Here is a 13621-nt window from a genome sequence, read left to right on the forward strand (position 1 = left end):
TCTTAGCTCATATTTAACAATTGTGGAATAACGAGCCAAACGTGTTTGCTCACCCACAAACCGACCAACGCCGATACGGCAGCGATTTTTAACAAATAATACGATTTGTTTTTCAAACTCAAACATACCAATGCCATCGGAGCCAAGAATGCCATCACTTGACCGATCCAGAACATTGCGGTGTATTCACCCCCTTTAACAAAGGCCAATGTCGCCGCTACCTCTTCGGCTTTCATTCCGCCGAAAATAAGCTCAGACATATAGAGAATAAATGCCGCCGCCGCACTGAGACCCAAAATAATCGCTAAATCTTTTTTAACCGCATCGGAAAATTTGTTTCCGCCGAGGAGAATCATCGTTGCAGACCCTGCGAGCAATGCCGCCAAGATCATTTGAGCCGATTCAGTCGGCATTTGCCACAACTCACGTGCGGTTGACTCTGCCATTAATCCCGCAGTGTACAACGTAACCGGAATCGCCAACAATGTGGTCCAACCCAAATATTTGTCGTACATCGCTTCGTCTTTTTTCATGTAAATCGCATACGCCATCGCCAACAAAAGACCGACGAAACCGGTAGCCATCCATGCACCGATCGTAATCGCCGATGTCAAATGCGGATAGAAGAAAATATGCCAGAAACGGAACATTTGATGTAAATCAATGACCGTAAAAAATAGGAAAATATGGATAAATACGATTGAAATCGCAACTGAGGGAAAACGGATAAAACCGGTTTGTTCCGGATATTTTTTCAACAAGAAAAAAGTGATAAAAATAATACCGGTACCGATACTTTTTGCCCACATATTCATCGTGATAATCCAACCCCAAACGATCCCCGGAAGCGCCACGTCAAGAGTTACAATGGCGTTTGTAGCGGCTAGTGTTTCATGTACCATTAGTGCCCTCCTATCGGGAGATGTTTTAGATTATTAAAGAGGTTATGACCTTCTCCACGGAACGAAGCGAGAGGGTTCAATGTTACATTGCCTCCGCCGACGTAGAAATGGTGAGGGTTGGTCCCTTTTTCCACTTTACGAACTTGGACATTGCCTTGATGAGATGCAATATATTTGCTGATATTTGACATCGGATCTTCCAAATCACCGAAAATATTCGCTTCAACCGGACACGCTACGACACACGATGGCATCATTGAACTGGCAACACGGTGAGCACAATAGGTACATTTATCGGCCGTTTGGGTTTGCGGATCGATGTAGATCGCACCGTACGGACACGCCATAACACATCCCGCACATCCGATACAACGCTCTTTATCGATGTTTACGATACCGTTTTCGAGATAGTGCAATGCACTGACCGGACAAATACGTTCACACGGCGCATTCGCACAGTGATTACAACGAAGCGGTGTAAATGTACGCTTCGTTTCGGGGAAAGTTCCCACATCAACATATTTAACACGTAGACGCCATGTAGACAGCGGAACTTCATTTTCCACTTTACAAGCGATCTCACAGCCCTTACATCCCATACAGAGACGAAGGTCTACCAAGAAACCCAATTGCATATATTCTCCTTATTCCTGATTCACGTTGCTGTCATCCATGTCATAAGTAACATGAATAATCTTTATTCGATGCCGTGATTACAGGCATTTAACGGCATTACTGCTGGGTTGATGGTAGCTAAATTAGGTTTAACCGAAACTAAAAAGTGATAACTTTTTGCTATAACTTTTTGATATGTAACCGTTTGAAAATATTTCCCGCGAAGGGGAAGAGAAGAATAAAAAAGATTTATGAATCGAGTCGACAGCGAACCGATGCTTCGTGGGCACCCAGCCCTTCAGTATGGGCGATTAGTGCACATGCCTCACCGATCTCATTGATCGCTTGGCGTGAAAAGGAGATGATAGAAGACTTCTTCATAAAGTTCTCAACCCCGAGCGGTGAATAGAACTTCGCCGTCCCTCCGGTAGGGAGGGTGTGATTCGGTCCTGCAACGTAATCACCGATCGCTTCGGGAGTATAGTGACCCAAGAATATCGCCCCTGCGTGTTTGATCGAAGGGAGGAGTGCAAAAGGGTTGTCGGTCGCTACTTCGAGATGTTCAGGGGCGATCTCGTTCATCAGAGCTACCGCCTCTTCCATCGTGTTGGTCACGATAATAGCCGCACGTTCTTCAATCGAGCGGCGAGCGATCTCTTCACGCGGAAGCTTTTTGAGCCAATTCTCAATTTCAACCGCACACGCATCCGCAAATTTTTGAGACGGTGTGATCAAGATAGAGCTTGCCATCTCATCGTGTTCCGCCTGAGAGAGCAAATCAATCGCAATATGGACAGGATTCGCCGAATCATCGGCTAGTACTCCGATCTCACTCGGCCCCGCGATCATGTCGATATTGACCTCTCCGAACACCATTTTTTTCGCGGTTGCGACAAAAATATTACCCGGTCCCGTGATAACATCTACTTTCGGAATCGTTGCCGTCCCGTATGCCATCGCGGCAATCGCACTTGCTCCGCCGACTTTGAAAACCTCGGTTACACCGCACAAATGACATGCCGCCAGCAACAGTTCATTAGGCTCATTATCGGGTGTCGGTGTCGTAACCACAATATGCTCTACCCCTGCGACTTGGGCAGGGATAACATTCATCAAGAGCGAACTCGGATACGCCGCTTTTCCTCCGGGGATATAAAGACCGGCGCGATCCACGGGAGTCACTTTCTGCCCTAAAATCGTTCCGTTGGCTTCGGTATCGAACCAGCTTTTCGGAAGCTGTTTTTCGTGATAGGATCGGATGCGGTCATACGCCAAATGCAAGGATGCTTTGAGTGTCGCATCCAACGCTTCATACGCACGTTTCATATCCGCCGTATCAATACGCAATTCTGCACCGGATGCGGGGCTCCATCGGTCAAATTTCGAGATATGCCGTATCAATGCGGCATCATCATCGGCGCGAATCTCGTCAATTAGCCCTTTGACAATGGTGGAAACATGTTCCATATCCATTTTTCCGCGCCCTAGCAGCTCACTAAAAACCGATTTAAAATTGGGTTCATTGGTATGAATAAGGGTCATTTACTCTCCTTTTTACTTTTTCGTTGCATTATTTTTGTACTCTTGTTTCACAACATCCAGAGCATCAAGGAAATCCACGCTATCAGCGGCTCCCATAATCGGTTCAAACATCGGGGTTCTCCCTTTGATAAACCATGTAGCGGGAGTCCCTTGTGTCATCAGAGACGGTGGTACACTCCCCTCATCGACGATCCCCTCGACAGCGATAAAATCGCGATTCAAAACCGCAATAATTTTTGGGTTTGAAAGGGTTTTTTGTTTGAATATATCACACCATCGGCACCCGTTTTTTGTTACCAGTACCATTAACGGCTTATGTTCTTTGTCCGCGCGTTGCACGGCTGAAGTGATGTTCTTTTCCCATTTAATCTCCGCCCCAAACAGCGAAAATACGCTCAAAGCGATAATAAATACAATTTTTACCATCTCATTTTACCTTTTTGAGGATCTCTTTGGCAATATCGGCAATCTCTTTGTTACTCACATCGATCGTAATATCGGCTACTTTTTTATACAAAGCCGAGCGATCGTCATAGAGCTTGATCGCTTTGTCAACATCCTGAAACAAAGGACGTTTACGCAATTTTTTTTCGGCATCGGGGTGAGCGAGAATACGACCGTGAATCGTCTCAAACGGCGCGGACAAATAGACAACCGTTCCGATTTTTTTAATATTCGGCACTTTAAAAAAGCCCCCTCCAGTAGAGATCAATGTCCCTTTAACCTCTTTTTGGAGCCAACGGGCAACTTTACGCTCCAACTCCCGAAAATACTCTTCACCCTCTTCGGCAAATATTTTTTTGATGCGGCGGTTTTCCATGCTCTCAATAATATCATCCGTATCCAAAGCAACCAAATCCGACTGTTTGACAATCTCACGTGCTACGGAACCTTTCCCGACACCCATAAAGCCGATTAAAACAATATTTTTCATAAGTTCTCTGCTGTTGGTTTATAATACGACATCATATCATGCGTTAACTTAGGAGACTTTCTTGATCCGTCTAAACAACCTTTATGACAATACCTCTCCTGAGGAAAACAGCGAAATTTTTACCCCTCTTTTTCAAAACGGTTCCATAAAAATCGAGTGCATCCGATCATGGCTTAAAACAGCGGGAGAAGTGTACGATCAAGATCAAGATGAATGGGTAATAGTGTTAGAGGGCGAAGCGGTACTCGAAATCGATAACCAAATGCTGAATCTTCAGCGCGGAGACTATCTGTTTATCCCGAAGCACACCCGTCACAGGGTGTGTTCAACGGCTCCAAACACCCTTTGGCTCGGAGTGTTTAGCTCTTAAACTCATTGATACGGGCAGAGAGCGATTGTGCAACCTGCAACAGCTGTGCAGAATCGTTTTGGATTTGTTCGACACTTTTTTGGTTGGATTCAGAGACGACATTGATTTGAGAAATTCGCTCAATGATCCATTCAATATGACCAACAACTTCAACCGAATCATTATACGAGCGCTGTGCGACCGAAACAGAACGCTCCATCTCGGACGACGTTGCAGAGATTTTCTCTTCTACTTCATTCGAGATAACGGTCAACTCGTTCATACTGTCGGCATTTTCACCCATTCGATCACTCACGTCATTCACCGCTTGTACGATCGTCCCGACACTGATCTCAATCTCAGTCAAACTTTTCTGTGTTCGCTCTGCGAGTTTGCGTACTTCATCGGCGACCACCGCAAATCCGCGACCGTGTTCACCCGCACGTGCCGCTTCGATTGCCGCATTCAGCGCTAAAAGGTTGGTTTGATCGGCAATATCTTTGATAACACTAAGGACATTTTTAACTTGATCGGCATCATTGCGCAACAAAATAAGCTGTGAAGACATCTCATGTTCTGTTTCGATGTACCCCTCTACCTCTTTCACGAGACGATAGAGTGCGTCTTTTGCCGTTACCAGTTCAGTGTTTGCATTCGCCACATTGCGCTGTGTTTGCTCAGAGATCGTGATGGCTCCTGAGAGAATATCTTTGATCGAATGACTCTTTTGCGTCGCCGCCTCGACGATTTGGCGTTCTTGATCCACCCCTGCTGAAATAATTTTCGTAGCATCGGTAATCGTTGTCGCAATCGTCGAATTTTGGCGACCCAGTTCTTTGACCTCATTCACCGTCTCTTGCACCATAGAGACGAAATTATTAACCGCTCTTGCCGCATCGGAAAACTCATCTTTTTTAACCACTTCAAGACGTTTGGTTAAATCTTTATCCCCGCTGACCAATGCACCGATACGGCTTCGCAACCCTTCCAAAGGTGCCAATACCTCTTTACCGAAGAAGATATTCATCACCGAAATAAAGGCGATGACGACGATACTCAGAGCAATCAATAAAACCGTTTGGGTTTTACCGATCTCGGCATCGTTTTTTTCCAATGAGATGACTAAATCCATCACCCCCAACGTATCTCCAACCTGTACGTTGGTATGACAAGCCAAACATTTCTCTTCGGCGATAAGAGGCTGAAGAAGACGAATCGTATGCTTGCCGTTTGTATTTTCAACCACTTGGGGCTTTTTACTTTTAAACACCTCTTTGATAAGAGGCTCTTCCGTAAACTTGGCATCCGGTGCCAATAAATCGATAACCGCTTGGGATTTTTCAACTTTTAATCCGGCTATTCCGTCGATTTTTTGCGCTTTGGCAATCGTTTCGGCTACCACGGCAGGATCACCCGCCAACATACTGCCGGTCAAGGTTTGGAAGATAGATTCACTGAGCATGTTCAAAGAGCGTTTGGCCGTCTCGTTTGAAAAATCATGAAAAGTCGTTGTTAGATACCAATAGATGGCACCTAATCCCATAAAGCTAAACATTAATGTTGAAAAAATTATTTTTGATTTGACGGTATTAAACATTCAAAGACTCCACTGTTATTATCGGTGTATGTTATTGTATCGCAATTGTATTGCAATTGCACCTTATTATGACCATTCTATGACCTTGTATGTTACTTTATTGTACTGTATACCGATCACCTTTCCGAGGTAAGGTCACAATTCCCTCCGCGCTTTGGATCTTAATCGGCAGATTCATCGGGCGGCGCATTGAGATCGGATCTACTTTGCTCACGCTGAAATGAAGATGAGGACCGCTCGTATTTCCCGTATTTCCGGAGTAACCGATGAGATCGCCTTTGGAAACTTTTTGCCCTATTGCAGCAACCGCACCCTGTTGTTTCAAATGGTAATAGTTCCCCATCGTCCCATCGCTGTGTTCGATAATCACATAATTGGCATACTGCCGATATTCAGCCCCTACCCCGCCGATATTATTGCTCCCCTCAGAACCCACAACGATCCCCTCTCGCGCGGCATATATCGGAGTCCCGACCGGAACCGGAAAATCGACGGCATACGCCGATAGCCCTTTGTGGGTTGATTCTCCGTTATACCCTTGAGAAACACGGACAACCCCGCCCGAAATAAAAGGGAGGCGATAGAGATAACTGTCTTGATGCACCGCGAATGCCGACCCTCTGACCCATCCGTAGGAGGAGCGGTAATCAACCCCCAATTCCGAAGAGATACGGGAGAGTTCCAACACCCGTTTTTTACTCCGTCCGGGAATCTCGATAAACAACGGAATTTTTCCGGAAGCTTTGAGATTATTCAAATACTCGAAATCGATGCTCATCGTCACCGTATAGGGGTTTAAATTTTCCGCTTCAAACTCAAATCCCCCCGCCCTGTTAGACTCCGCACTCAAAATCACACTGTTGCGAGAACCGATCTGCGCTAACTTCTTAATGCTCGAGACCTCAGAGCGTTTTAGAATCCGCAAATGTTCTTCGTACGCCTGTTCTTGCTCAATAGCTACTTTGATACTTTTTTCTTCCAATGCCTGTTCATCGCACAATGCATCGATACTTTTTATCGAATGGTGCGGATAGTTTTTTTGGTAGAACGCTATCACCTCGGCACGAAGACGAGGATGATCGAGCGGATCGAGCGGAACGGAAACCAACTCTTCAAAGCTCTTTTTGTCGCTCTGTGCCATTGCCGTATTGAGTGACTTTCGATACAGCACATCGATGGATTCTTTGGCTCGTGCAAGTTCCCGCAACTCTTTGAGATAGGTATTCAAGAGCTCATTATCCACCTTCTTAACATCGGAGAGTTCACGACCCACGCTCAATGTCGCCTCAACACCGTTCAAAAAATTTCGTAAAATCTGTTTGTTGGGTTCCATCACCGGCTTTTGGCTCAGTTTTTCAATGGAAGTGGTGCTTTTTTGGAGCGGCTCAGCCAGCGTGTTAAATACGAGAGGATTAGAGGCGGCGGATACTATCCCACAGCTGATAAAAAACGCAAGAACGATACGTATCAAAACCGAGCCCCTTTTTTTTAATTCTAACATTATTGCTCTAAGGTTATAATATCGTCTATTTTAACAGTGGGGTAAAGCAATGTCCGTAAATATTTTAGACGTGATGAAGCCGGGAGTCATTTTCGGTGATGATGTACAAAAACTTTTTGAAATTGCGAAACAAGAGGGATTTGCACTCCCTGCGGTCAATGTGGTCAATACCGACTCAATCAACGGTGTCCTCGAAGCGGCCAAGCTGGTCAATTCGCCGGTAATCATCCAATTCTCAAACGGCGGAGCCAGCTATTATGCAGGAAAAGGGCTCAGTAACGACAACGAAAAAGCGGCCATCGCCGGAGCGATTGCAGGGGCACTGCACGTTCATGCCATGGCGGAGCTCTACGGTATCCCCGTTATCTTGCACACCGATCATGCGGCACGCCACCTTCTTCCGTGGATCGATGCCCTCCTCGATGCGGGTGAAAAACACTATGCACAATACGGCAAACCACTTTTTAGCTCTCACATGCTCGACCTCTCTGAAGAGTCGTTGGAAGAGAATGTATCAACCTGTGTCGAATATATGAAACGTATGTCTAAAATCGGGATGACACTCGAAATCGAGCTCGGTGTTACGGGTGGAGAAGAAGACGGTGTCGATAACTCCAACATCGACAATGCCCTCCTCTATACGCAGCCAGAAGATGTCGCCTATGCGTATGAGCGGCTCAGTGCCGTAAGTGAGCGTTTCACGATCGCCGCATCATTCGGAAACGTCCACGGTGTGTACAAACCGGGGAATGTCGTCCTCACCCCTATCATCCTCAATAACTCTCAAAAATATATCCAAGAGAAATTCGCTACCGCGTCGGACAAACCGGTGAACTTCGTATTCCACGGAGGTTCAGGTTCTACCCACGAAGAGATCCGCGAAGCGATCAGCTACGGCGTCATCAAAATGAACATCGACACCGATACCCAATGGGCAACATGGGAAGGGGTCAAAGATTATTATGAAAAATATAAAGATTATCTCCAAGGGCAAATCGGAAACCCAGAGGGGGAAGAGAAACCGAATAAAAAATATTACGATCCTCGCAAATGGCTTCGTGACGGACAAAAAACATTGGTCAACCGTGTAAAAGCGGCATTTGATGATTTGAACGCTATTAATCGAAACTAACTCTACTTTACTTCTCGCAAAGGGCTGAAAAGCTCTTTGCCCTTTCCAACTCATATTTTTTTCATAAAATGACCGCTACATGACCATTTGTATGTTACCATTGATAAATTATAACTGATGGTAAAGGAGAGACTATGTTCGGTCTTTTTAAAACAACGGATACAATGCAAGAGACGACACGTCCCAATGACAATACACCCATGATGTCTATCACCTTACGTGAAAGTGAGATCAGTTCCGGAAAACTTGACCGTCTAGGGATCGACCCGAGAGTCGTTATCGGGTTTGTCTCTCCTAGCCTTGATTTTGCCTCTGTCTCCTCACGCCTCAAACAAGCTCTTCCGAATGACACGACCCTTATTCTCTCCACAACGGCGGGAGAGCTATGCAGTTTTGACAAATCCAATCCACTCTCAAATCTCTATTCCCAATCTGATGCGGGGACAGGCGATAACATCGTTTTAATGGTGTTCGCCAAAGAGATGATCAGCGATGTATTTGTCGCTTCCGTTCCGCTCAAAAGCGAAGATATGCAAAGCAGTTCCAAAACAGCCAGTGATCGGGTTTCCGCCATCAGCGATGAGCTTCGACGTATCCGTGTACCGTTTAAAATGAACCATGAAGATACCCTCGGCTATACCCTCATCGACGGTCTCTCCGCCAGCGAAAGTTTCTTTATGGAAGCGGTTTACAATGTCGGAAGTTTTCCGTGTCTCCTCGTCGGGGGGAGTGCCGGCGGAAAACTCGATTTCAAGGATACCTATGTTTTTGACGGGACACGCGCACTGCGCCACCATGCCATCATCACCTTTATAAAATTTACCCCATCCTATCGATTCGGTATTTTCAAAAGCCAAAACTTCCGTAAAACCGTCACCAAGTTTTCGGTATTAGCCGCTGATCCGATCAAACGAGTCATCAGTGCGTTCCTCGATACCAAAACGAACGCTCAAATCGGTGCCGTTGAAGCACTAGCGGCACATTTTGGATGTTCACCCCAGCAACTCGATGCAAAACTCGCAAACTATACCTTCGGGATTGAGATTAACGGAGAGATCTATGTCCGTTCTATCGCATCGATCGATGCTAGTGCCGGAGCTATCCATTTTTACTGCGATATTGAAGCGGGTGAAGAGCTTCTCCTCCTCGAAAAAACCGATTTTGTCCAAACAACGTCGACGAACTATGCCGAATTTAGTCGAAATAAGCCCAAAGCGATCGGAGCGATTTTCAACGATTGTATTTTACGGCGCTTGTTCAACGCCAAAGAGCTCAATGCCCTTCGTACGTTCAGCGATATACCGGTTGCCGGTTTTTCAACGTTTGGGGAACTATTGGGGGTCAATATCAACCAAACCCTCACGGCTATTTTCTTTTACCGTATCGGCAATGAGAGCTTTAGTGATGAGTATATCGACAGTTTTGTCCAAAAATACGCCGGATTCAAAAGTTATTTCCTCCTACGTAAAATCAATCGCCAAAGCATGATTGATGCGATCAATAAAGCGATGCTGGCACAAATGAAAGAGAGTATGCCGATTATCCAAACCGTCGGAAGCTCGATCAAAAATGCCGTTGAATCGATCGATACGATCGGGAACCAACTCTCGGATGTTAAAAACCAATTTACCCTCTTCTCAAATAATATGGAAAAAAGCAGTGCCGATAACAGCAACCTTTCCTCTGAAGTGGAGGCACTTACCGGAAATGTACGCGAAATACGGGCCGTTTTGAGTGTTATTGCCGACATCGCCGATCAAACCAATCTCCTCGCCCTCAATGCCGCCATCGAAGCGGCGCGGGCAGGCGAACACGGACGCGGATTTGCCGTGGTTGCCGATGAAGTACGCAAACTCGCGGAACGGACGCAAAAAAGTCTCTCAGAAACCAATGCTTCCGTTAGCACTATTATCCAAGCGGTTGAGAGCATCAGCGATACGATGAGCGGTGTGAGCAGCGGTCTCATCGATATGGCATCGAAGAGTTCATCGCTCTCTAATGACATGGAGAAGCTCTCTCATGAGAGTCAACTCATTTCTCAAGAGTTACAATCCCAATCAATGCTGACCGAAGAGCTTAATGAAGAAGTGATAAAACTGCAAACCTATGAAAAAACACTCGATATTCTAAACGGCTAAAGAATCACGGAATGCGGGTTGAGCAACTATAGCTCACCACCGCATCGAGGGTTGACTCCTCATTTCGTTGGATCGGGTTCTCGGTAGCAACCGAGTCCGCGATCATCATCGCTTTCATCATTATAGGTCTAGGTTGCGCTATAGCGCCGAAATTTACCGATTCCACGACACACACCATCCCCGTCTCTTTGGAAAACGCATCGGCTTGAGCTTTCGCGGTGCGCAACAACTCTGCACGCAACCCTTGTTTAACCATTTTTTGGTTTTTTTCACTGACGCCCCACGATAATGCCCCCTCCGATTTGCGCACACTCGGAACATTCACTTTATCGATTTTGGTGATGAGTGCGTTATAGTCCTCAATCGTTTTAAATTCACATCCGAAATTCAAGTTACCGCTATAGCCGATGAACTCTCGTTTTTGATCTTTGTAGCTGTAACGCGGTGAGAGATGGTATCCACCCCCTTGACAAAACTCCCCTTTAGGATCGAACCCTTTTACCGCAAGAACAATGGCATTAAGGTGCTCTTTGATCGTATTGGAACTTTTGCTTTCCTCTTCGAAGCTAAGATTCCCTTGAAGGACATCGGGTTTCAGCGACTGCGAAACCTGCTCGTTTGTCGTAATGTTCATCGCCGCAATTGCCCATAACGGTGCCAAAAGTGCCGTAATTAGTATGGTTTTTTTCATAAATTCCCTTTTTTTAGAGGTGGTAAGATGAATTAAAGCACACTTTTCATTACAATATATAAAAAAAGCTCAATCTCCCAAACTGGGAGACCGAGTTATCGATCTTTGCTATACACAATTTTTGCTTTTTCGTGTAATGATGCTATCTTTTTTTCCATACTCACTTTAAACTTATCCATTTTCAAACGCTGTTCTATAACACTTTTTACCATGGAAAATCCCATTTTTTTTGCCGGTTTTCTATCTTCGATGTAGATGATATGGTAACCGAATTGGCTCTCCACCGGTACAGATGAGATCATGCCGACTCGCATTGAAAATGCCGCATCGTTAAAAGACGGCACCATTTGTCCGCGTGAAAAATATCCCAAATCCCCTCCTCTGGCGGCACTGGAACCGATGGATTGTGATTTGGCTTGAGCAATAAACTCATTTTTGAGCTTTTCACCTCTCAACGGTTTCAAAACCGCAATAATCGATTCGGCTTCAGCTCTACTTTTAACAAGTATATGGCGAGCATGAATTTTCTCTTTATCGATAAATTCATTCGGATTCGTATCGTAATATTTTTGTACCTCTTTGGGGTTCACTCTGATCGCGTCAAACTGCTCCTGCTCCCATAATTTTGAGGCAAGTTGTACCTTTAGACGACTTTGCAGGGCATCGAACTCATGCTTAAATTCTTTGGATTCGAGTACCCCTGTTTTTTGGGCATCGTCATACACGAGTTCTTGGGCAATCATCCCCTCGATAATTCGATGGCGCAATTCGTTTTGTTTATCCGAAGAGAGGGAATCAAAACGTCCCTGAGTCCCCTCCATCAACACTTTATTCACCTCTTCGGTGGTGATCTCATCATCATTAACCCGTACTACTACCTCCGCCAATGCACTGTTACCGATAAGAAACAGGCTCAAGCTCAACGCGGCATAATATCGTTTCATGTTGTTTCCCTTCCCCTCAAGGGGTATCGTAAGAGAGTGCCATATTGGCACATCCCAGCGCTTCTTTGGCACGACATGCTTGTGCGTAGAGAGTTGAGGCTTTGTATTTATTTTGGGCTGTCCCGACTCCGTTTTCATACATAGCACCGAGGTTCAAACACCCTGTAGCATTCCCGCTCTCGCACGATTGGGTAAATGCACTGATCGCATCGAGATAGCGCTTTTGCTCTAATGCCGCTTTGCCCTCAGATAACGCATCGGCAAAACACGCCGTTGCAACTCCTGCTATCATTAATCCCACTACCTTTTTCATAATTTTATTTCCTTGTTTTTGATATTAGATACTTTCGATGAGCCTATACGCATTATTGTTTATGGGCGCTCCTCTGATCGGATTTATTCGGGATGATACTCACCGAACAGGTCATCCCAGCACTCAAGTTCATCCCTTTGGGTATCTCATCGATGTGAATACGAACGGGAATGCGCTGAGCCAACCGTACCCACGTAAAGATCGGATTGACATTCGCCAAAAGCCGTCCGTCCGTCGTATTGTCCCGATCCGCAATCCCTCTGGCTATACTTTCCACATGCCCTTTTACGACGTACTTAGTCCCTAACATTTTCATTTGCGCTTTATCACCGATGTGAATGAGAGGGAGTTTATGCTCCTCAAAATAGCCGTACACCCAAAACGATCCACCGGTAATGAGGGCGAGGCGCTTCTCACCGGCTTGAACATAGTCCCCTTTGCGAAGCAGTAGATTCGATACCCATCCATCGGTTGAGGCACGAACAGCGGAACGTTCGATATTGAGTTTTTCGGTCTCGACCTGCGCCATCGCCTCTTCGTATTTGGCACGGGCGATTTGGGCATCATAGAGAGCATCGTCGCGATTTTCGGCAGATACGACCTCATCATCCGCGGCACTCCGGCGGGAGGATTGATGTTTTTTCATCTTATATTCGGCTTTGCGCGTTTGTGCTATCGCAACGGCAGCGGTGAGGGCATGGTGAAAACGGACATCGTCGATTTGATAGAGAAGATCCCCTTTTCGGACGAACTGGTTATCAACGACGGCGACACGGCTCACCAATCCCCCGACATCCGGTGCGATCATCACGACATCGGCACGAACACGGCCGTCTCGGGTCCATGCGCTGTTCATATAGTTATCCCACAACATTACCCCTAAAAATACGGCGAGTGAAACAACGGCGAAGGTGATGGCAAAACGTAAAAGTTTGGCGAGTTTGGTATTTTTATTCATAATGG

14 protein-coding genes and 1 pseudogene are annotated in these 13621 nt (G+C 45.9%); 4 read left to right on the forward strand and 11 right to left on the reverse strand.

Annotated features, from left to right (window positions below):
* Positions 1 to 2 precede the first annotated feature (2 nt).
* The 5 genes from nrfD to VFW36_RS05305 form a co-directional block, all read right to left on the reverse strand.
* The gene (gene nrfD, locus VFW36_RS05285; RefSeq protein WP_329657768.1) at positions 3 to 902 is read right to left on the reverse strand and encodes an NrfD/PsrC family molybdoenzyme membrane anchor subunit; all 900 of its coding nucleotides are present in this window, start codon (positions 900 to 902) and stop codon (positions 3 to 5) included.
* Complete coding sequence (locus VFW36_RS05290; RefSeq protein ID WP_329657769.1) at positions 902 to 1537, reverse strand: 4Fe-4S dicluster domain-containing protein; 636 nt, start codon at positions 1535 to 1537, stop codon at positions 902 to 904. The genes nrfD and VFW36_RS05290 overlap by 1 nt, the downstream gene beginning before the upstream one ends.
* 229 nt (positions 1538 to 1766) lie before the next feature.
* Positions 1767 to 3059, reverse strand: coding sequence for a histidinol dehydrogenase (hisD, locus tag VFW36_RS05295; RefSeq protein WP_329657770.1), 1293 nt, complete (start codon positions 3057 to 3059; stop codon positions 1767 to 1769).
* Positions 3060 to 3071: 12 nt separating this feature from the next.
* Complete coding sequence (locus VFW36_RS05300; protein WP_329657771.1) at positions 3072 to 3485, reverse strand: thioredoxin family protein; 414 nt, start codon at positions 3483 to 3485, stop codon at positions 3072 to 3074.
* A gap of 1 nt (position 3486) precedes the next feature.
* Positions 3487 to 3993 (reverse strand): shikimate kinase, encoded by a 507-nt coding sequence (locus tag VFW36_RS05305; RefSeq protein ID WP_329657772.1) that lies wholly within the window; start codon positions 3991 to 3993, stop codon positions 3487 to 3489.
* A 61-nt stretch (positions 3994 to 4054) separates the two neighbouring features.
* Between VFW36_RS05305 and VFW36_RS05310 the strand changes: the two genes are divergently transcribed.
* Entirely contained in the window at positions 4055 to 4363 is a 309-nt protein-coding gene (locus VFW36_RS05310) for a cupin domain-containing protein (protein WP_329657773.1), read from the forward strand.
* On the opposite strand, the gene VFW36_RS05315 is transcribed toward VFW36_RS05310, so the two are convergent.
* Together VFW36_RS05315 and VFW36_RS05320 are read right to left on the reverse strand one after the other, a co-directional pair.
* Positions 4353 to 5897: a methyl-accepting chemotaxis protein gene (locus VFW36_RS05315; RefSeq protein WP_329657774.1), complete on the reverse strand. Its 1545-nt coding sequence runs from the start codon at positions 5895 to 5897 to the stop codon at positions 4353 to 4355. The two genes, VFW36_RS05310 and VFW36_RS05315, sit on opposite strands and share 11 nt — an antisense overlap.
* Positions 5898 to 6036: 139 nt before the next feature.
* Positions 6037 to 7410 (reverse strand): M23 family metallopeptidase, encoded by a 1374-nt coding sequence (locus VFW36_RS05320; RefSeq protein WP_329657775.1) that lies wholly within the window; start codon positions 7408 to 7410, stop codon positions 6037 to 6039.
* A 79-nt stretch (positions 7411 to 7489) separates the two neighbouring features.
* Here VFW36_RS05320 and fbaA point away from each other — a divergent pair, with 79 nt between their 5' ends.
* The 3 genes and pseudogenes from fbaA to VFW36_RS12555 all read left to right on the forward strand — a co-directional run bounded on the left by fbaA (position 7490) and on the right by VFW36_RS12555 (position 10710).
* A complete protein-coding gene (gene fbaA / locus VFW36_RS05325) occupies positions 7490 to 8572 on the forward strand; it encodes a class II fructose-bisphosphate aldolase (protein WP_329657776.1) in 1083 nt (360 codons plus the stop codon).
* Positions 8573 to 8775: 203 nt separating this feature from the next.
* Positions 8776 to 9894 (forward strand): annotated as a pseudogene (locus VFW36_RS12550) (FIST signal transduction protein); the annotation flags it as partial.
* Between the two features lie 324 nt (positions 9895 to 10218).
* The gene (locus VFW36_RS12555; protein ID WP_414720247.1) at positions 10219 to 10710 is read left to right on the forward strand and encodes a methyl-accepting chemotaxis protein; all 492 of its coding nucleotides are present in this window, start codon (positions 10219 to 10221) and stop codon (positions 10708 to 10710) included.
* Positions 10711 to 10714: 4 nt separating this feature from the next.
* Here the strand turns inward: VFW36_RS12555 and VFW36_RS05335 are convergent, their stop codons facing one another.
* The 4 genes from VFW36_RS05335 to VFW36_RS05350 all read right to left on the reverse strand — a co-directional run bounded on the left by VFW36_RS05335 (position 10715) and on the right by VFW36_RS05350 (position 13616).
* Entirely contained in the window at positions 10715 to 11401 is a 687-nt protein-coding gene (locus tag VFW36_RS05335; protein WP_329657778.1) for an SIMPL domain-containing protein, read from the reverse strand.
* Between the two features lie 95 nt (positions 11402 to 11496).
* Complete coding sequence (locus tag VFW36_RS05340; RefSeq protein WP_329657779.1) at positions 11497 to 12345, reverse strand: peptidylprolyl isomerase; 849 nt, start codon at positions 12343 to 12345, stop codon at positions 11497 to 11499.
* Positions 12346 to 12361: 16 nt separating this feature from the next.
* Entirely contained in the window at positions 12362 to 12658 is a 297-nt protein-coding gene (locus VFW36_RS05345) for a hypothetical protein (protein ID WP_329657780.1), read from the reverse strand.
* 52 nt (positions 12659 to 12710) lie between these two features.
* Positions 12711 to 13616, reverse strand: coding sequence for an HlyD family secretion protein (locus tag VFW36_RS05350; RefSeq protein ID WP_329657781.1), 906 nt, complete (start codon positions 13614 to 13616; stop codon positions 12711 to 12713).
* Positions 13617 to 13621 lie beyond the last annotated feature (5 nt).

Origin of the sequence: Sulfuricurvum sp. (genome assembly GCF_036279695.1) — a bacterium.
In the GTDB taxonomy this organism is placed as follows: domain Bacteria; phylum Campylobacterota; class Campylobacteria; order Campylobacterales; family Sulfurimonadaceae; genus Sulfuricurvum.